Source organism: Nonomuraea sp. B1E8, assembly GCF_039871515.1.
GTDB lineage: Bacteria > Actinomycetota > Actinomycetes > Streptosporangiales > Streptosporangiaceae > Nonomuraea.
Window position 1 is genome coordinate 489283 of record NZ_JBDPLS010000006.1, and the last position, 18780, is coordinate 508062.

General features: G+C 71.5%; 20 protein-coding genes. 9 read left to right on the plus strand and 11 right to left on the minus strand.

Annotated elements, in window-relative coordinates:
• Nucleotide 1: 1 nt before the first annotated feature.
• From ABGA98_RS22940 to ABGA98_RS22955, 4 genes are all read left to right on the plus strand, one after another.
• Nucleotides 2-742 carry a helix-turn-helix transcriptional regulator gene (locus tag ABGA98_RS22940; RefSeq protein WP_347620411.1) on the plus strand — a complete coding sequence of 247 codons (741 nt, stop codon included), beginning with the start codon at nucleotides 2-4 and terminating at the stop codon, nucleotides 740-742.
• The gene (locus ABGA98_RS22945; protein ID WP_347620412.1) at nucleotides 739-1224 is read left to right on the plus strand and encodes an NUDIX domain-containing protein; all 486 of its coding nucleotides are present in this window, start codon (nucleotides 739-741) and stop codon (nucleotides 1222-1224) included. The genes ABGA98_RS22940 and ABGA98_RS22945 overlap by 4 nt, the downstream gene beginning before the upstream one ends.
• Before the next feature lie 85 nt (nucleotides 1225-1309).
• Nucleotides 1310-1804, plus strand: a complete 495-nt coding sequence (locus tag ABGA98_RS22950; RefSeq protein WP_347620413.1) for a cupin domain-containing protein — start codon at nucleotides 1310-1312, stop codon at nucleotides 1802-1804.
• 123 nt (nucleotides 1805-1927) lie between these two features.
• Nucleotides 1928-2236: a hypothetical protein gene (locus ABGA98_RS22955; protein WP_347620414.1), complete on the plus strand. Its 309-nt coding sequence runs from the start codon at nucleotides 1928-1930 to the stop codon at nucleotides 2234-2236.
• Nucleotides 2237-2246: 10 nt separating this feature from the next.
• Here the strand turns inward: ABGA98_RS22955 and ABGA98_RS22960 are convergent, their stop codons facing one another.
• Nucleotides 2247-4463, minus strand: coding sequence for an MMPL family transporter (locus tag ABGA98_RS22960; RefSeq protein WP_347620415.1), 2217 nt, complete (start codon nucleotides 4461-4463; stop codon nucleotides 2247-2249).
• A 99-nt stretch (nucleotides 4464-4562) separates the two neighbouring features.
• Here ABGA98_RS22960 and ABGA98_RS22965 point away from each other — a divergent pair, with 99 nt between their 5' ends.
• Nucleotides 4563-5114, plus strand: a complete 552-nt coding sequence (locus ABGA98_RS22965) for a TetR family transcriptional regulator (RefSeq protein ID WP_347620416.1) — start codon at nucleotides 4563-4565, stop codon at nucleotides 5112-5114.
• On the opposite strand, the gene ABGA98_RS22970 is transcribed toward ABGA98_RS22965, so the two are convergent.
• Nucleotides 5111-6208, minus strand: coding sequence for an ROK family transcriptional regulator (locus tag ABGA98_RS22970; protein ID WP_347620417.1), 1098 nt, complete (start codon nucleotides 6206-6208; stop codon nucleotides 5111-5113). The two genes, ABGA98_RS22965 and ABGA98_RS22970, sit on opposite strands and share 4 nt — an antisense overlap.
• Before the next feature lie 100 nt (nucleotides 6209-6308).
• Between ABGA98_RS22970 and ABGA98_RS22975 the strand changes: the two genes are divergently transcribed.
• The 4 genes from ABGA98_RS22975 to ABGA98_RS22990 are packed head-to-tail and all read left to right on the plus strand — an operon-like array spanning nucleotide 6309 to nucleotide 10501.
• On the plus strand, nucleotides 6309-7538 hold the full coding sequence (locus ABGA98_RS22975; RefSeq protein WP_347620418.1) for a Gfo/Idh/MocA family oxidoreductase: 1230 nt from the start codon (nucleotides 6309-6311) through the stop codon (nucleotides 7536-7538).
• Nucleotides 7535-8785 carry an ABC transporter substrate-binding protein gene (locus ABGA98_RS22980; protein ID WP_347620419.1) on the plus strand — a complete coding sequence of 417 codons (1251 nt, stop codon included), beginning with the start codon at nucleotides 7535-7537 and terminating at the stop codon, nucleotides 8783-8785. Before ABGA98_RS22975 ends, ABGA98_RS22980 begins: the two co-directional genes overlap by 4 nt.
• A complete protein-coding gene (locus ABGA98_RS22985; protein ID WP_347620420.1) occupies nucleotides 8782-9705 on the plus strand; it encodes a sugar ABC transporter permease in 924 nt (307 codons plus the stop codon). The genes ABGA98_RS22980 and ABGA98_RS22985 overlap by 4 nt, the downstream gene beginning before the upstream one ends.
• Nucleotides 9695-10501, plus strand: a complete 807-nt coding sequence (locus ABGA98_RS22990; RefSeq protein WP_347620421.1) for a carbohydrate ABC transporter permease — start codon at nucleotides 9695-9697, stop codon at nucleotides 10499-10501. The genes ABGA98_RS22985 and ABGA98_RS22990 overlap by 11 nt, the downstream gene beginning before the upstream one ends.
• On the opposite strand, the gene ABGA98_RS22995 is transcribed toward ABGA98_RS22990, so the two are convergent.
• The 9 genes from ABGA98_RS22995 to ABGA98_RS23035 all read right to left on the minus strand — a co-directional run bounded on the left by ABGA98_RS22995 (nucleotide 10494) and on the right by ABGA98_RS23035 (nucleotide 18774).
• Nucleotides 10494-10850 (minus strand): S26 family signal peptidase, encoded by a 357-nt coding sequence (locus ABGA98_RS22995; protein ID WP_347620422.1) that lies wholly within the window; start codon nucleotides 10848-10850, stop codon nucleotides 10494-10496. The genes ABGA98_RS22990 and ABGA98_RS22995 overlap by 8 nt on opposite strands.
• A complete protein-coding gene (locus ABGA98_RS23000; RefSeq protein ID WP_347620423.1) occupies nucleotides 10847-12649 on the minus strand; it encodes an ABC transporter ATP-binding protein in 1803 nt (600 codons plus the stop codon). Before ABGA98_RS23000 ends, ABGA98_RS22995 begins: the two co-directional genes overlap by 4 nt.
• A complete protein-coding gene (locus tag ABGA98_RS23005; protein ID WP_347620424.1) occupies nucleotides 12646-13185 on the minus strand; it encodes a hypothetical protein in 540 nt (179 codons plus the stop codon). The genes ABGA98_RS23000 and ABGA98_RS23005 overlap by 4 nt, the downstream gene beginning before the upstream one ends.
• Nucleotides 13182-13697: a MauE/DoxX family redox-associated membrane protein gene (locus tag ABGA98_RS23010; RefSeq protein ID WP_347620425.1), complete on the minus strand. Its 516-nt coding sequence runs from the start codon at nucleotides 13695-13697 to the stop codon at nucleotides 13182-13184. Before ABGA98_RS23010 ends, ABGA98_RS23005 begins: the two co-directional genes overlap by 4 nt.
• A gap of 78 nt (nucleotides 13698-13775) precedes the next feature.
• Nucleotides 13776-13937, minus strand: a complete 162-nt coding sequence (locus ABGA98_RS23015; protein ID WP_347620426.1) for a hypothetical protein — start codon at nucleotides 13935-13937, stop codon at nucleotides 13776-13778.
• A 156-nt stretch (nucleotides 13938-14093) separates the two neighbouring features.
• On the minus strand, nucleotides 14094-14252 hold the full coding sequence (locus ABGA98_RS23020) for a DUF6203 family protein (protein ID WP_347620427.1): 159 nt from the start codon (nucleotides 14250-14252) through the stop codon (nucleotides 14094-14096).
• 61 nt (nucleotides 14253-14313) lie between these two features.
• Complete coding sequence (locus ABGA98_RS23025) at nucleotides 14314-16350, minus strand: PASTA domain-containing protein (protein ID WP_347620428.1); 2037 nt, start codon at nucleotides 16348-16350, stop codon at nucleotides 14314-14316.
• Between the two features lie 99 nt (nucleotides 16351-16449).
• Nucleotides 16450-17943: a serine/threonine-protein kinase gene (locus ABGA98_RS23030; RefSeq protein WP_347620429.1), complete on the minus strand. Its 1494-nt coding sequence runs from the start codon at nucleotides 17941-17943 to the stop codon at nucleotides 16450-16452.
• A gap of 21 nt (nucleotides 17944-17964) precedes the next feature.
• A complete protein-coding gene (locus ABGA98_RS23035) occupies nucleotides 17965-18774 on the minus strand; it encodes a TIGR03619 family F420-dependent LLM class oxidoreductase (protein ID WP_347620430.1) in 810 nt (269 codons plus the stop codon).
• Between the last annotated feature and the right edge of the window lie 6 nt (nucleotides 18775-18780).

Consider the following 18780-nt stretch of genomic DNA (forward strand, 5'->3'; position numbering starts at 1 on the left):
CATGGTGAACGAACGCCTGCGCCGGACCATGCTCCGCGCCGGCCTCGATCCGCAGCAGCTCGCGGATTCGGCCGAGGTCAGCGTCAAGTCCGTCGAGCGCTGGCTTACCGGCAGGGTCATCCCCTACCCCAAAACTCGCTACCGGGTCGCAGCCATCCTCGAAGAGGACGAATCGTACCTGTGGCCCGATGCCATCGACAGGACGTCGCTTGGGGGCGCCGAGCTGGTCACCTCCTACCCGCGGCGCAACGACGTACCCCGCCATCTGTGGACGGAGGTGCTGCGCAACGCCGAACGCAACATCGACCTGCTCGCGTTCGCCGGTCTGTTCCTGACAGAGGAACACCCGGACTGGCTGCCGACGCTGGCCGGCAAGGCGAAGGCGGGGGCGCGGGTACGGCTCCTGATCGGCGACCCGAACGGCGCACAACTCGCGGCACGGGACGCCGAGTACGAGATCGGAGGTGGCGTCGCCGGGCGAGTCACGTCGGTGATGGCCTACTACGGCCAGCGCATGCCACCGTCCGTACAGATCAGGCTGCACGACACGCCCCTCTACAACAGCATCTACAGATTCGACGACGAGATGCTGGTGAACGTGCACGTGTACGGGCTGCTCGCCGCCTACACACCTACGTTCCACCTCCGGCGGATGGATGGGGCCTGGTTCAACACCTACCTGGAAAGCTACGAGCGAGTGTGGGCGTCAGCCCGGCCGTGGGATCGAGGGGCAGCGGCATGACGAAACGTGTCGATTATTGGCGAGATCCAGACGCACCCAAGCCGACCAGCCGTAAGGCGTCCGCGTCTGTGTTCGTCCGCGACGAGGCCGGGCGCCTGCTGCTGCTGCGCCGTACGGACAACGACCTGTGGACGATCCCCACAGGCGGCGTGAAGAGGGGAGAGACGGTCGCGCAGGCCGGGGCGCGGGAGTGCAGGGAGGAGACGGGTCTCGACGTCGAGGTGATCGGCCTCGTCGGCGTGTTCTCCACCCCGGATCACGTCATCGTGTATTTGCACGGCGACCAGGTGGACGAGGTACGACAACCCATCAATATCTGCTTGCGCGCCCGCGTCGTCGGAGGCGAGGTGCGGCCGGAGCCGTCCGAGGCGCGGGAGGTGCGGTGGGTCGAGTCCGCCGCCCTCGACGACTACCCGATCCACCCGGCGATCAGGTTGCGGATAGACCGGGGTCTTGAGAACGCGGAGCCGTACATCGGCTAGTGACCGTCTCTGCCGTCCGATGTTGTGGTGTCTCAGAGGTTCGGCAGGGTTTTCTAGACTTCCTCCAAAGATCAGAGGAGGCGGTATGTCCTATCCCGAGCCCCGCTACTTCGGCGAGACCGGTGAGCACAGCGGCACGTTCCAGCTGGCCGGCCGGGAGCCTGACCTGTCCATGGGCGTGGGAGGCACGCAGGTGCACTATCTCGCGACGGGCGGCTCCACGAACGGCGCGTACGGCCTCTACCGGTGGGAGATGGGCCCGCGCCCGGGCGGCCCTGATCCGCACTTCCACCGGACCATGACCGAGTCGTTCTACGTGTTGTCGGGCACGATCCGCCTCTACAACGGCGAGAAGTGGGCCGACGGCAAGCCGGGTGACTTCCTGTTCCTGCCCGAGGGCGGTGTGCACGCCTTCAAGAACGAGTCGGGCGAACCGGCCTCGATGTTGATCCTTTTCACGCCGGGCGCGCCCCGCGAGGCGTATTTCGAGGAGCTCGCCGGCATCGCCGCCACCGGCCGGCAGCTGAGCCCGGAGGAGTGGACGGAGCTGTACCTGCGCCACGACCAGTACATGGTCTGACGCCGCCGCTCCACAGGCACGCTGACCGGCTGAGGCCGACGACGTGAGCCGAACCACTGGAACGATGAGCGACCGATCTCTTACCGTGGGTTACCGACACCACGGGGAGGAGAGACGGTGCACATGAAGAACGTCACCATGGCCGGGGCGCTCACCGGGCTGGTCATGACGGGGGTCCAGGCCCAGTCCGCCGTGGCCGGAGACGTCCACGACTTCGGCGCCCTGGGCGTGGTCATCTGGAGCGAGCCCAGGGCGGGTTCGGGCCGCGCCGGCGTCGGCTACGCCGGTCAGGGGTTCGAGTCCGACCGGTCGGAGGAGCACGGCCTCTACCGCTGCGACTTCTTCGAGAGCACCCTGTGGCACCACGGCCGCAACGTGGCGACCGGGGTCGTCGGCTGGGTTCCCGCCTGCAACCTGACCGACTCCGACTGACCAGGCGTCCTTACACGCCGGCCTTGGCGGGCTCGCGGCGCGGCGGGGCCGGGGTCTCGTCCTCCTCGTGGCCCTCTACCGACAGGTTCGGCAGGATGCGGTCGAGCCAGCGCGGGCACCACCAGTTGAGCCGCCCCAGCAGCACCATGGTGGCGGGCACGAGGAAGCCCCTGATGATCGTGGCGTCCACCGCGATGGCCACCGCCAGCCCGACTCCGAACGTCTTGACCATCGGATCCGGGTACGCGATGAACGCCACGAACACCGCCACCATGATGAGGGCGGCCGACGTGATGACGCGGCCCGTCGACCCGAGCCCCTGCGCCACCGACCGGGCGTTGCCCCGGTGCCGCTGGTACGCCTGCCGCACCGCCGTCAGCAGGAACACCTCGTAGTCCATCGACAACCCGAACAGCACCGCGAACAACATCAACGGCACGTAGCTCTCGATCGGCACCGAGAAGAAGATGGTCTGCACGTACGATGCGCTGGCCGGCGGGTCCATGCCCACCAGCCCGCTGCCCACGCCGATGGAGAACACCAGCGCCAGCGCCCCGAACGCGGCCCCGAGCGAGACGAGGTTCATCACCGCGGCCTTGATCGCGACGATGGGCGCGCGGAAGGCGAGCAGCAGGAGCAGCGCGCTCAGCAGCACGACCACGCCGATGACCAGCGGGGTGCGCTCGGCCATGCGGTCTCCCGCGTCGGTGAGCCCCGCGACCTTCCCGCCGACGTGCACCTGCACGCCCGGCAGCGCGAGTTCCCTGATGTCCCTGACCACGTCGGCGGCCCGGGCGTCGCTCGGGGCGTAGTCGGTGACGACCTGGAGCAGGACCGACCGGCCGGAGGTGTTCACCTTGGGCTCGCCCACGTGGGCGGTGCCTTCGACGTCGTCGATCGCGCGGGTGAGGTGGTCGACGACCGGGTCTCCCGAGTCGGCTACCTTCGAGGGCAGCTCGGCGACCACGATCAGCGGCCCGTTGGCGCCGGGCCCGAAGCCGGTGGCCATCAGCTCGTACGCCCGCCGCGAATCCGAGCCCTGGGCGCCGTATCCCTCGTCGAGGGGCCCGAGCTTCAGCGCAAGCGCGGGCGCGGCCAGCGCTCCCAGCACGAGGGCGCTGGCGAACAACACCCGCCACGGGCGGCGGGCGACCCACGAGCCGAGCCCGGCCCATCCGGCGCCGGACCCGCCGGCGCCCTTCAGGAACGGCACCTTGAGCGCGTTGACGCGGTGGCCGAGCAGTCCGAGCAGGGCCGGGACGAGCGTGACGGAGGTCAGCACGGCGGCGACGACCGAGATGCCGGTGACCCAGCCGAGCGTGGCCAGCAGCGGGAAGCCGGCCAGCATCAGCGCGCTCAACGCGATGATCACGGTGCCGCCGGCGAACACGACGGCTCCGCCCGAACTCGACACGGTGCGGCGTACGGACTCCACGACCGGCACCCCGTCGGCCAGCAGCCGGCGGTGGCGGGACAGCAGGAACAGCGCGTAGTCGATGCCCACGCCGAGCCCGATCATCGTGGCCATGATGCCGGCCTGCTTGGGCATGTCGACCACCCACCCGAGCAGGCCGATCACGCCGAGCCCCGAGGCCACGCTGACCAGCGCGGCGAAGATCGGGATGAGCGCGGCCACCAGCGTCCCGAACGCGAACACCAGCACGAGCAGCGCGCAGAGCACGCCGATGATCTCGCTGGGCCCGGTCTTGATCTCCTTGTCGGCGGGCGTGGAACTGTCCGCGGGCACTACCTCGAGCCCGGCGGCCCGCGCCGGGTCCGCGGCCTTGGACAGGCTCTGCGTGAGTGCGGCGATCTCGTCGCTGTCGTGGCCCTCCATGCGGATGCCGATGAGCCCGATCCGCAGATTGGAGGCGATGCCGCCCACGCGGTACGGCGAGTCCACCTGCACGACGTGCGGCATGGTGCGCAGCCGGTCGACGGCCCGCTCCACGGCGCGCTTGGGCGCGTCGTCGGTGAGGGGGCCGTCGGCGGAGTAGACGACGAGCTGCACCGTGCCGCCCCCGGCGTAGCCGGGCCCGAAGCCGGTCTTCATCAGGTCGTGCGCGCGTTGCGCGTCGGTGCCGGGGATGCTCGCGTCGTTGCTGGTGGGAGCGGCGAACACGAGGCTGCCGCCCATCAGCGCGGCGGCCGCGACCACCCAGAGGACCAGCACGATCCGCCCGTGCCGCGCGCACCAGCCGCCCAGCCGTCCCAGCAACCGCGTCATCGCAAAGCCCCCACTCGACGGCCGTCCAGTACGGTCGTACAGGACATACGATAAAGCGGGAAATACTGGGAAGGCTGTCTCCTCTAGAGAATTGAGACGATGACCACAGCCGACGACACCCGCACCCGGATCCTGGCCGCCGCCCGCGAGTTGTTCGCCGAGCGCGGCTACGCGGCCACGTCGCTGGCCGACATCGCCGCCGCCGTCGGGCTGACCAAGACCGCCGTCGCCTACCACTTCCACCCCAAGGACCGCCTGGCGGCCGAGCTCCTCTCGCCGGCGGCCGGCGAGATGCTGGCGCTGCTCGACGCCGGCCACGAGAGCCGGGACGAGTTCGTCGAGGCCCTGGTCGGGTTCGCGGTGCGCTACCGCTCGGTGATCCGCCTGTTCATGGAGGACCTGGCCGGAGACGACTCCGTCTCCCCCGTCCCGCCCGGCTCGGAGCGCGCGGTGATCAGGACGTACAGGGACGAGATCTTCACCAAGCTCGTGGGCGAGGATCCGGGCCCGGAGACCCGGCTCAAGGGCTGGGCCCTGCTCGGCGCGCTGCAGTGGGGCACGGTCAAGACCATGGACCTGCCGGAGGAGCAGGTCAGAGCGGCCATGCTGGAGTCGGCCAGGGCGATCTGGCACGACCCGCGAGGCGGCTAGAGGCCGAGGATCTCGCGCTCGACGTGGGAGAGCGCGAGACGTACCGCGCCCAGCGCCACCCCCTCGTCCCCGAACGTGGACGCCACCACCTCGGGCACGCTCAGGCACAGCTCGGCCAGGTGCCGCCTGACCGGTTCGAGCAGCACGTCGCCGGCCCGCACGTAGCCGCCGCCCAGCACCAGCAGGTCGGGGTCGATGGCCAGCGCGAGCGCCGAGGCGCCGATGGCGAGGGTCTCGGCGTAACCGTCGACCCGGCGCCGGGCCTCGCGGTCGCCGCGCAGCGCCGCCTCGAACACCTCGGCCGCCGAGGCGTCCTTGACCAGGTCGCGGGCGGCGTCCTCCCAGCCGACCTGGCGCAGCGTGCCGATCTCGCCCGCGGCCCCGCCGCGCCCCGGGTGCAGCCGGCCGCCGATCAGGATGCCCGCGCCCACCCGGCGGCCCATCATGACGTACACGACGTCGGAGGCGTGCTGGGCGCTGCCGCGCCAGTGCTCGGCGAGCGCGGCGAGGTTGGCGTCGTTGGCCGCCAGCGCGGTGCAGCCGAACCAGTCTCCGGCCAGGCTCGCCAGGTCGACGCCCGTCCAGCCGGGCAGCGTGATCGACAACGACACGCGCCCGGTGCGGTCGACGATGCCCGAGGTGCCGGCCGCCACGGCCCACACGCGGGTGCGCGCCACGCCCGCGCCGTCCACGCAGGCCAGGCAGGTGCGGCGGGCGGCGGCCAGGCGTTCGTGGGCGGCGGCGTCGATGCCGACCTCGGCCCGCTCCCAGGCGATCACCTCGCCGCCGAGGTCGGCCAGCGCGGCCACGATGGTGTCGCCGCCGACCTCCACGCCCACCACGTAGCCGGCGTCCGCTCGGAACCCGAACCGCCGCGCGGGCCGCCCCATCGCGCCCTCGTCGGGCGGCACCTCCTTGACGTAGCCGCGCTCGCCCAGCTCGTCGAGGGCCGCCTCGACCGTCTGCCTGGACAGCCCGGTGATGCGGCCGAGCTGTGTCAGCGTGGCCACGCCCTCGCGGCGCAGGGCCCTGAGCGTGGCCTGGGTGTTCACCTTACGCAGCAGCGACGCGTCACCTGGCCGAAGCTCGGTCACTTATGAGACCTTTCCCCATAACTTCCCTATTGACGTCTACCAGCCCGGATCTTAGCATCAGCCGACATACGTGAATTGGTTACATAAGTAGAGGAGTTGGATGATCACGCTCGCCATCGTCGGCGCGGGCTCGCGGGGCGCCTCCTACGCCGACCACGCCGTCGAGACCGGCCGGGCCCGCGTGGTCGCGGTGGCCGACCCGCTCGCCGGCCGCCGCGCCAGGTTCCCCGACGCGACGCCGTACGCCGGCTGGCGCGAGCTGGCCGCGCTGCCCCGCCAGGCGGACGCGGTCGTCATCGCCACCCAGGACCGCGAGCACGTCGAGCCGGCCGTGCGCTTCGCCGAGCTGGGCTACGACATCCTGCTGGAGAAGCCCATGGCGGTGTCGGAGGACGACTGCCACGCGATCGTGGAAGCCGCCGAGCGCTCCGGCGCGGTGTTCGCCGTCTGCCACGTGCTGCGCTACACGCCGTACACCAAGGTGCTGAAAGAGCTGCTCGACGAGGGCCGGATCGGCGAGATCGTCAACATCCAGCACCTGGAACCGGTCGGCTGGTGGCACCAGGCGCACTCGTACGTGCGGGGCAACTGGCGGCGGGCCGACGAGTCCACGTTCATGCTGCTCGCCAAGTCGTGCCACGACCTCGACTGGCTGGTGCACCTGACGGGCCGGCAGGTCACCCGCGTGTCGTCGTTCGGCGGCCTCCAGCACTTCCGCCCGGAGAACCGGCCGGAGGGCGCCGCCGACCGCTGCCTCGACTGCCGGGTCGAGCCCGGCTGCCCCTACTCCGCCCGGCGCATCTACCTGCCGCTGGCGGGCACGGACGAGTGGCCGCTGTCCGTGCTCACCGACGACGTCTCCGAGCAGGGGGTGCTGGAGGCGCTGAGGACCGGCCCGTACGGCAGGTGCGTGTACGCCTGCGACAACGACGTGGTCGACCACCAGGTCGTGAACCTGGAGTTCGAGGGAGGAGCGACCGCCTCGTTCACGATGACGGCCTTCACGCCCGCGCTCCACCGCCAGACCCGGATCTTCGGCACCCGAGGCTCCATCGAGGGCGACGGCGACCGCCTGACCGTGACCGACTTCGTCACGGGCCGATCCGAGACCGTCGACACCAGTCCGACCGGCGACGCGACGGCGAGAGGCGGCCACGGCGGCGGCGACCAGGCGCTGGTCGAGGCGTTCCTGACCGCTGTGGCCACGAGAGACCGCGCCCCGATCCTCTCCTCCCCCGGCGAGAGCCTGCACAGCCACCTCATCGCCTGGGCGGCCGAGCGGTCGCGGCTGCGCGGCGAGACCGTAACCCTGGAAGGAACCCCCCGATGAAGGCAATCCACATCGCCGCCGCGCTGGCGCTCGGCGCGGGACTGGCCGGCTGCGGCTCGACGACCCCCGCGAGCGCGCCGGCCGCGCAGGAGAACGGCGGGCGCGGGCCGATCACGTTCCTCGGCGGCAAGTTCGAGGCCGAGTCGGTGCAGAAGATCGTCGACGCCTGGAACGCCGCGCACCCCGACGAGAAGGCGACCGTCGTGCTGCTCCCGGAGAGCGCCGACGAGCAGCGCCGCAAGCTCATCCAGAGCGCGCAGACCAAGTCGGACACCGGCGACGTCATCCTCATCGACGCGGTGTGGACCAGCGAGTTCGCCGCGAACCGGTGGGTGGACGAGCTGAAGCTGGACACGACCGGCCTCCTCCCCACCACCATCGAAACGGCGAAATATCGCGACAAGCTCTATGCGATGCCGCTGTTCACCGGCACCGGCCTGCTCTACTACCGCACCGACCTGGTCAAGGAGCCGCCCAAGACCTGGGACGAGATGAAGAAGATCTGCGCGGACGTCCTGCCCGAGCAGAAGGGCATGAGCTGCTACGCCGGCCAGTTCGACAAGTACGAGGGCCTGACCGTGAACTTCGCCGAGGCCGTCTCCTCCGCCGGCGGCCGGCTGCTCGACGAATCCGGCAAGCCCCAGGTCACCAGCGAGGCGGCGAAGCAGGCCGCGCGGTTCCTCGCCGACGGGTTCGACAGCGGCATGATCCCGAAAGAGGCGATCACGTACAAGGAGGAAGAGGGACGGGTCGCCTTCCAGGAGGGCAAACTGCTCTTCTACCGCAACTGGGCCTACGGCTACGAGGCCGCGCAGAAGACCGACGGCTCCAGCAAGGTCGCCGGCAAGGTCGACGTGGCGCCCATCCCCGGGCTGACCGGCCCGGGCGCGGGCACGCTGGGCGGCAACAACCTGGCCGTCTCCGCCTTCTCCAAGCACAAGCAGAGCGCCAGGGACTTCGTCGCGTTCATGACCAGCGCCGCGCAGATCAAGGCGTTCGCGCAGACCAGCTCGATGCCGGTGGCGCGGGCCGCGATCTACGAGGATCCCGAGCTGATCAAGAAGTACCCGTACCTGCCGGCGCTCAAGGAGGGCATCCTCGCCGCCGTGCCGCGCCCCGCGGCCGTCAAGTACGGCGACGTGACCGCCGCCGTCCAGGAGTCCGCCTACGCCATCGTCACCGGCGCCAAGCCCGTCGACCAGGCGCTGACCGAGCTGCAGTCAGCCCTCGGCCCGCTGCTCACGTGAGAGTGCGCCCGGCCGCCCCGCGCGGCCAGTCGTGGACGGCCGCGGCCATGTTGTCGCCCACCATGATCGTGCTGGCGCTCGTCGTCTTCTACCCGCTGGTCGCGGCCATGCGAGAGTCGTTCTACGAGAGCGGGCAGCGGCTCGACGCGGACGGGTTCGTGGTGGAGGGCGAATGGTTCGCCGGGCTCGCCAACTACGCGGGCGTGGTGGAGCAGCGCTTCGTGAACGCCGCGTTCAACACCACCCTGTTCACCGTGGTGACGGTGGCGCTGGAGGTCGTGCTCGGTGTGGCCATGGCGCTGGTCATGCGGCGGGCCTTCAGGGGACAGGCGTTCCTGCGGGCCAGCATCCTGATCCCGTGGGCGGTCCCGACCGCGGTCGCGGGCCTGATGTGGAAGTGGATCTTCCAGGCGGACGGGGTGGCCAACGCCCTGCTCGGCACCGACATCCTCTGGACCGCGGACGGCCCCTGGGCCAAGCTCGCCGTGATCATCGCCGACACCTGGAAGACCGCCCCCTTCGTCGGCCTGCTCGTGCTGGCCGGCCTCCAGATCATCCCGTCCAGCGTGTACGAGGCCGCCAAGGTCGACGGCGCCACCCCCTGGCAGACGTTCTGGCGGATCACGTTGCCCCTCGTCAGACCCGCCCTGCTGGTGGCCGTGCTGTTCCGGCTGATGGACGCGCTGCGCATCTTCGACCTGCCGTACGTGCTGGTCGGGCCGCGCAAGCAGTCGGTGGAGACGTTGTCGGGGCTCATCTGGGACGAGGCGACACGGGTGCACTACGGGCCCGCGTCGGCGTACGGGACGGCGTTGTTCGCCTACATCGCGGTCATCGCGTTCGTGTTCGTCAGGCTGCTCGGAGCCGATCTGCTGAGCGACGTGCGCTCGCGCAGGAAGGAGGCCCGCGATGTGGCGTAGGGCCGCGATGACCGGCATCGCGCTGTACTGCCTGGTGCCGTTCTACTGGATGGTGGTGTCGAGTTTCCGCCGCACCGCCGACATCCACGACAAGTCGCCGCTGCCCGCCCCGTGGTCGCTGGAGAGCTACGACGCGGTCTTCGCCGAGGGCATGGGCTTCGGCCGGTCGCTGGTCAACAGCCTCGTCGTCGCGGGCACCACCACGGCGGTCACCCTCCTGGTCGGCACCATGGCCGCGTACGCGCTGGCCCGGCTGGCCTTCCGCGGCAAGAACGCCGTCCTGGCCCTCGTGATCGCCGTGTCCATGTTCCCCGGCGCACTTTTGATCGTGCCGCTGCTCAAGTTGTTCACGACGATCGGCTGGATCAACAGCTACCAGGCGATGATCGTCCCGTCGATGTCCTTCGCCCTGCCGCTGACCATCTGGAACCTGACGACGTTCTTCCGGCAGCTGCCGTACGAGCTGGAGCAGGCCGCCATGATCGACGGCTGCACCGCCTTCGCCGCCTTCCGCCGCGTCATGCTCCCCCTGGCGGCGCCGGGAGTCTTCACCACGGCGATCCTGGCCTTCATCGCGACCTGGAACGAGTTCATCATCGCCGTCACCATGGTCAACGACCAGTCCCGCCAGACGGCCACGGTCCGGATCGCCCAGTTCACCGGCGCGGCCAAGTTCGACACCCCGTTCGGCACGCAGATGGCGGCGGGCGTGCTGGTGACGATCCCGCTGGTGCTACTGGTGCTGTTCTTCCAGCGCCGCATCGTCGCCGGGCTGACGGCGGGAGCCCTCAAGTGACCACGCCACCGCGCGGGTGCCGGACAGTGGCGATGATGTCGCGGCGGTGGACCAGTCCCAGCTGGCGGGAGTCCTGGGAGCGCGGGTTGTCTCCGGCCACCGCGACATATCCGGCCGGCACGTGGGGCACGTCCGGCATCGAGGGGGCGAGCCAGTCGGGCAGCGGGTCGCCGGCGATGGCGGATACCCGCTTGATCCGGTGTGGCAGTTGATCGTCCGCGACCCGGAAGACGATGATGTCGTCGCGCCGGGGGTCGCGGCGTAAGCGCCGCGCGAGCAGGCGCTGGCCGTTCCGCAGGGTGGGCGCCATGCTGTGGCCGCGCACGGTCACCCTGATCCAGCCGATCATCGCACCCTCGCGTCCTGGTAGCCGCCGGCCTGGAGGCGGAACAGCCGGGCGTACTCGCCGTCCGCGTCCATCAGCTCGTCGTGGCTGCCCCGTTCGGAGGTCCGCCCGTCGACGAGGGTGACGATCAGGTCGGCGCCGCGCAGCGCGGACATGCGATGGGAGATCAGCAGCCGGGTACGGCCCTGCGCGTGCCGGCGCAGGGTGGCGTGCACACGGTGCTCGCCCTCGGCGTCCAGTCCCGAGGTGGGCTCGTCGAGCACGATCAGCTCGGCGTCGGCGCGCATCAGGCAGCGAGCCAGGGCCATCCGCTGCCACTGCCCGCCGGACAGCGTCACGCCGGCCCGCTCACCGTCGTCGTCGGTGTGCGTCCGGGACAGTACGGTGTCGTAGCCGCTGGGCAGGGCCGCCACCGTGTCGTCGGCGCCTGCCGCCCGCGCGGCCGCGACGATCCGCGACCGGTCGCCGAGACGCTGGACCTGCCCGATGCCGATGTTCTCGGCCGCGGTCAGGTCGTAGGTCATGAAATCCTGGAACACCACGCCGATCCGCGCGCGCAGGGCCGCGACGTCCAGCTCGCGGATGTCCACACCACCCCAGGTGATCGTGCCGCGCTGCGGGTCGTAGTACCGGCACAGCAGTTTCACCAGCGTGCTCTTGCCCGCCCCGTTGACACCGGCCAGCCCCACGGCGGCCCCGGCGGGAATGGTCAGGTTCACCCCGCGCAGCACCCACGGGCCTTCCTCGCCATACCGGAACCAGACGTCCCGTACCTCGATGGTCGCCGACGGAGGTGGCGTGCCCATGCCGTCCGGCAGGTCGTCACCGGTGTCGAGGACGTCGAGGTAGTGCACGAACAGCCGCGCCGCGCGGATGGCCTCGCCGAGTTGGAGCACCACGCCGGACAGCCCGGTCTGCACTCCGGCCACCGCACCGAGGAACAGCACCAGGTCGCCGACCGGCGCGCCACCGGTGGCGACATTCGTGGCGACCACGACCGTGCCCACCCCTGTGACGGCGGCGCCGAGCAACGCGAGCCCGCTCTGCACCAGCGCGCCGCGGCGTGCCACGGACAGCCGTGCGTGCGTTACCGCCGCCAGTGAGTCGATCATTCTGGTGTGCAGCAGCGTGCCGAGGCCGAACAGCCTGATCTCCTTGGCGGCGCGCACATCGGTGAGCAGTGCCCGGTAGAACAGGCGGCGCCGGTCGGTGGCCACCCACGCCTCCTCGACGGCCACCTCGCGCCGCGCGGTCGCCAGCCTGGCGAGCACGGCGGTCAGCACGGACGCGAGCAGCAGCAGGGTCATCGGCGGCCACACCGCCAGGAGCACGCCCGCGAAGCCGGTGAGCACGATCACCGAGTGGACCAGTTCCTGCGCGAACTGCGAAACCGTGCCGGGCGCTTCCTGCGCGGCCTCCTCGGCGAGCCGCAACCGGTTGTGGAACGCGGGATCCTCGATGTGTCGCAGCCCCGGCAGAGTGGCGACCCGCTGGAACAACCGGCTCTCCACGGTCAGCGTGACCCGGTGCCGGACCACCTCGCCGAGATAGCCGGCGAGATAGAGAAGAGCGATGGCCAGCCCTCCTGCGAGCGCCGAAGCGATGGCGAGGAACACCGCCCGGCCCGTGCTCGCTGTACCCGTGGTGAGCTCGTTGACCAGCAGCATCGTCAGCCATGCCCCGCTCGCGGGCGCGGCGCCCGCGAGCACGGTCAGCCCCAGTGCGGTGGTGGCGGTCACCGGCACGGACCGGAACGGCAACGCGAGCGCCACCACGCCGGCACGAGCGGCGGACCGGGTCATGCCACCTTCGCCGGAGCGCCGGTGACCTCCGCGAAGTCGTCGAGCCGGGTGCCGGACGCGGTCACCACGCCGCTGTGCGTGTGCAGCAGCGTCGGGAACGCGACGATCTCGAACGCGCTCAGCACGGGATCGTCGACCCCGATGAGCGCGACCCGGCCCAGCACGCCGAGCTTGGCGACCAACCGCTCCGTCGCCTCAGGAGCATCCGCATCACCTTGCACCATCGACACGAACCGCGCCTCCGGCGGAGCGGCGACCAGCGCGTCCGACAACATCCGGCACGGCCCGCAACCGACCTGGAAGAACCCCACCTGGACCGGGCCGTCCAGATCGGCCTGGGAGATCGTGACGCCGTCCACGCCGGTCACCGAGAACGGGCCGACGACCGTACCGGGACTCGGCACGCTCGTGTGTCGGGCGGGCGCGCCGCCGTGCTGCTGCAACTCGCGGACCCTGGCCACCAACCCGAACGTGAACAGCAGATGCACCACGACCACGGCAGCGAGCAGCACGACGGCGGTGGTGAGCAGGGTCAACGGTTCCTCCCGGCGGGAACGAGGAGGAACGCGACGTCCTCCCAGCGGATCGTGAGCAGACCGGCGAACGCTCCGGCGACCACGGCGACCAGCACGCCCGGAGCGGACGCGGGCACGCCACCGGCGAACGCACCGGCCACGGCGACAGCCACCAGCAGACCGTTACGGACCAGATGCCGCGGGCCGAGCAGACCACCACCGGCGCCGAAGCACTGACAACGCACTGGGCGCCTGGCCAGAACCGCACGCGCGATCCCAGCGCAGAACACCACGAGAAGCACGGCCGCCGCGGCATAGCCGGCCGGCCGCATGCCGGGAACAGCGAGCAGCACCACAGTGGCGGCCTCCCCCGCCACGACCACGCCGGCGACCGGAGTGGCGGGCAGCCATCGCGGCCCGACCGCCGCGACCAGGTCACGGAACTCAGCCAGTCCCTGCCGGGAACGCACCTTCCCCACGACCGCCGCAGAGAAGACAACGGCGAGCAACACGCGAGCGAACAGGTCAAGCACCTCGGCCTCCGGGTGGGCACGGTTGCCTGCGGGGGCACGCGGAAGCGTCCCCCGCCGGCCGCTCCGGTGGTTAGTTGTTCACTTGCAGGTGGACGACTTGCTGGTGCAGCTGCCCAGGCAGCTGAAGCGGTAGCCCTTCTTGCAGCACTGGCCGTGCTCCGGCACACACGCACCGGCTTCCACTCTCGGCAACACCGCTCCGACGAGCCGCTCGCCCGCCCGCCGCATGAGTCCCTTCATGACAACCCCTTCCGTGACCAACGACGCGGACGCCGACCAGAAGATGTGCGTGCGATGCCTCCCCTGGCGGTGCCGACCAGATTGCCCCGATTCCCACGCGATGTCCTTAGCAGGCAGTCCACATTTCTTCGCGCCGCGTCCACTGAATCGCGGAACCTAGCGATGGGCCGTCACCGGCCGCCGCTCCGGGGGCCGGGCGCCCTCCTGTCGCTGCCTGCGCCGCCTGCTCAGGAACCAGCCCAGCCCCAGCACGGCGAGTCCGAGCGGCGTCCGGGTCAGCCACTTCGCGGCGAAGAACATGAAGAGCTTTTTCATGAGCTGCACCTGCCCCGGGAACGGCGCGGCACGCGTGGGTCCGTGCGAGGCGCCCGAGCGGTCACTCGCCGGGGATCTGGCCGCTCGGGGTCGGCGAAGGCTGCTCGCCGCCGGGGTCCGGAGGGCCTGACTGGCCGGCCACGCCGACGACGATCAGGACCGTGGCTCCCGGCTTGGCGCAGCTGCCCGCCTGGAGACTCTGGCGCAGGATCGTGCCCGCCCGCGACTCGTCCTCCACCACCTGCCCGCGCTGCCGCACCCTGAGGCCGGCGGCCTCCAGCGCCGCCCGCCCGTCCGCCCTGTCCCGGCCGACGACAGGCGGCACGGCCGTGCCGTGGCGGGACAGGGTGAGGTTCACCGAGGTGCCGCCGGCGACGCGGCTGCCCGCTTCGGGGTCGCTGCCGAGCACCCGGCCGCCGGGCTGGTCGGAGCAGGTGTGGCTGATCGTGCCGACCTCGAGGCCCGCGCCGGTCAGGGCGTTCTCGGCGGCCTGGCGCGGCTTGCCCGTGACCGCGGGCACCGCCACCCCCTTCGACACCTGGAGCGCGACCTTGCTGCCCTTGGCCGCCTCCGCGCCGGAGGCGGGCTCGCTGCCGAGCACCTGGCCGATCTTCTCCGGCGAGTCGGCCTCGGTGACCGCGCCCAGTGCCAGCCCGGCCTTCTTGAGCACCTTGGTCGCCGCGCCCTTGCTCATCCCGACCAGGGAGGGCACCGGCACGGTGACCGGGCGGGTCGCCGGGGGTGGCTTCGCGGTGGGCTCGCGCTGCTCCTGCGTCTCCTTCCTGGTCCTGATCGGGATGGACTCGCCGATCGGCGACTGGGTGATCACGGGCGGGTACGGGTCCGGCAGCCGCGGTCCCGCCTGCGCGCCCCGTTGCTCGTCGAACGTGGGGATGAGCACCGTGAGCAGCACGGCGGCGGTCACCGTGAGCGCCGCGCAGACGGCGATGGCCGCCCTCGGCCAGCCCCGTTCCGGGGGCTGCGTCAGCTGCGTGCCGGGGTGGGGCCCCGACGTCTCAGGCGGGCGCCCCACCCGCCCCCACCCGGTGGCCCCCGACCCGCCGCCCACGCCTGCGGGGGAATCCACCGAGGCGTGACCTCCGGACGTGCCCCGCTCCCTGCCGGGCTCTCCAAGAGCGGACCCGGACCCCGCCGGCTCCCGCGACTCGGGCAGCACGTAACCGCAGGACGCCCCCGTCTCCTCCGGCTCGGCCATCGGGGGCCGCGGCTCGGGGATCAGCGGCGGCGTGGCCCGCAGGATGGGGGCGGGTGGCGAGCTCAGCACACCGTCCGGCACGTCGCCCGCGTCACCCAGGAGCGCGAGCAGCAGGTCCCTGCTGGTGGGCCGGTTGCGGGCGTCCTTGTCCAGGCACGACTCCACCAGCGTGCGCAGCCGGCCGTCCAGCAGCCCGAGTTCGGGCGCCGCGGTCAGGATGCGGTGCAGCACCGGCGCGACGGAGTCCTGCCCGAACGGCGCGCTCGCGTTGGCCGCGAAACACATCGTCGCACCCCACGAGAACACGTCCGCCGCCCCGGTGACCGCCGACGCGGTGATCTGCTCGGGCGCCATGTACGCGGGCGTCCCCACGCCTCTGCCGCTCACCGTGGCCGCCGCGTCCAGCGCCTTGGCCAGGCCGAAGTCGATCACGCGCGGCCCGTCGGGGCCGAGCAGCACGTTCTGGGGCTTGAAGTCGCGGTGCACGATCCCGGCCCGGTGGATCGCCGCGAGCGCGGTCGCGGTGCCAACCGCGAGCCGCTCCAGTGCGCCGCCCCGCCGCGGCCCGGTGAGCGCGACCTCCCGCTGCAGCGAGGGCCCTTCGACGTATTCGCTCACGATGTAGGGCCGGCCCTCGTCGAACCCCGCGTCGATCACCTGCGCCGTGCAGAACCGCGCCACGTGCTTGGCCAGCTCGACTTCCCGCAGGAACGCCCCCCGCTCGTCGCCGACCGGCCCATGCAGCAGCTTGACCGCGTATCTTTCCCCGCCCCTCGTGCCGAGGAACACCGCACCCTGACCACCCTCGCCCAGGCGCCCGGAGAGCGTGTACTCCCCGAGCCGCTGCGGGTCCCCCGTCCTGAGCGGCTGCGCCGTTGGCACGGGCACCCTCCCCTCGCCGCCTGCTACCTACTGAAGGCAACGGGCCGCCCGCAGTCAACCGTGCGCAGGCCAATCGCTGCCTGACCGTGATACAGCAGGTCAGGAGGTACGGGCGACCTTGCCCGAATACGTAACCTGGTCCTCACCGTGGCGGGTGACCTTGATGGCCATCTGGTTAGTGTCGGCGGTCGGGAGCATCCTCAGCGTCCCCGGATAACACTCCTCGCCCTCGACCTGATCGAGAGTGAACACCAGCTGGGTGCCGGTCTGCCCGATCTGTCCGGAACAGTGCAGATCCGCTCCCCATCGCATGGCGCCGCCGCCGTCGGGGTGCACGTGCAGTTCGATGGGGAAGACGCGCTCGGCGGTGAAGTGCTCGGCCGACCCGGTCCACGTGCCTTCGAGGCCGGGGCCCTGGGCGCCGCGCAGCCAGAACACGAACCCGGCCACCCCCATGGCGAGCCCGGCCACCGCCACGACGACCTGCCAGGGCCGCACCCGCTCCCGCGCCGGCCGCGTTCCGGGGAGCCGCCCGTCACCGTCCGCGCCCTCGCCAGCCGTGCTTCCGCCGGCCTCCCGGCCCGCGCCTTCCGACGTGCTTCCGGTCCTTTCCGGCCCGGCCGCACCGGAGGGGGTGCCGGCGTGCCGGTGCGCGGAGGTGGCGGCCGTCTCGCGGACGCGTACGACGGGGAAGCTCGTCGTCGGGTCAGGGTCGGTGATCACGATCTCGTCCCGCTCGGCGGCGCCGACGGCGGCCATGGCGCCGGACGTCAGCACGTCCTGCTCGCCGGCCGCCTGCTGCCCCAGGAGCCGCAGCAGCACCTCCTCGGCGCTCGGCCGGTCGCCGGGCTCGGGTGCCAGGCACGCCTGCACGATCTCGCGCAGCGGCCCGCGCAGCGGTCCCAGGTCCGGCTTGCCGTACAGGATCCTGGCCAGCACCTCCCGGTGCGTCTCCGCCGTGAACGCGTGCCGGCCGCTGGCGGTGTACGCGACGGTCAGCCCCCACGCCCACAGGTCGGCGGACGGCCCGGCGGGCTCTCCGTGGATGCGCTCGGGCGCCATGTAGGCCGGGGTGCCCACGGGGATGTGGCCGGTGGTCGCCTCGGTGTTCACGAGCCTGGACACGCCGAAGTCGATCACGCGCGGCCCGTCGAGCCCGAGCAGCACGTTGCCCGGCTTGAAGTCGCGGTGCACGACGCCGGCGCGGTGGATGGCGCCGAGGGCGGTGGCGGTGCCGATGGCCAGGCGGTCGAGCGAGCCGCCCTGGCGGGGCCCCTCCGCGACGATGTGCTCGCGCAGCGAGGGGCCTTCGACGTATTCGCTGACGAGGTAGGGCCGGTCGCCTTCGAGGTCGGCCTCGATCAGCTGGGCCGTGCAGAAGGCCGCCACCCGGCGCACGGCCTCGACCTCGCCGAGGAACCTGCGCCGCACGTCGGGGTCGCTCGACAGGCTGGCGCGCAGGAGCTTGACCGCGACTTTGGCGCCTTGCGGGGACTCGCCGAGGTACACGACGCCCTGGCCGCCCTGGCCGAGCCTGCGTGTCAGCCGGTACGGCCCAAGTCGCAGCGGATCATCGGCACGAAGCTCGGACATATACCGCCATTATGCCCGTCGTCAGTGAAGGGCCGCGTACTGATCAAGAAAGCGCAGCACCTCGTCCGCGGGCCCGCTCGGCAGCGTGGCCACGGCTTCCTCGATGCCGAGACCGGCGAAGTAGTCGAGCTTCTCCTTCGTCGGCCGTGTCCCGAACGGTATCACTTGGGCCATCGGCCGCCCGGCCTTTTCGCACGCTTCGCGCAGCGCGGGCAGCGCCGCCCTGATCCCGTGGCCGCCGATCGGCATCCAGCCGTCGGCGTACTCGGCGACGTGCGCGAACACCTTCGGCCCGGCGGCGCCGCCCACGTACACAGGCGGGACCCGCACCGGCTTGGGCCAGGACCAGGACGGCTCGAACCCGTCGAACGCGGCCACCTCGTCGCGCCACAGGGCCCGCATCGCCAGCACGTTGCGCCTGGCGACCTCGCGGCGGCGGCCGTACGGGACTCCGTGGTTCTCGATCTCCTCGACGTTCCAGCCGAACCCGACGCCGACCACCACGCGCCCGCCGGAGAGGTGGTCGAGGGTGGCGACGGCCTTGGCGGTCACGATGGGGTCGCGTTGAGCGGCGAGCAGGATGCCGGTGCCCAGGCACAGCCGCTCGGTCGCGGCGGCGGCGAAGGAGAGGGCGACGAGGGGGTCGAGGGTGCGCTTGTACTCCTCGGGCAGTTCCCGCTGCCCGCCCGCGGGTGGGGTGCGGCGCGAGACCGGGATGTGGGTGTGCTCGGGCAGGTAGAGCGAGGAGAAGCCGCGTTCCTCCGCCGCTCTGGCGAGGTCGTGGACCGGCATGGCCAGGTCCGTCGCGAACATCGTGACCCCGAGCCTCATGGGGAC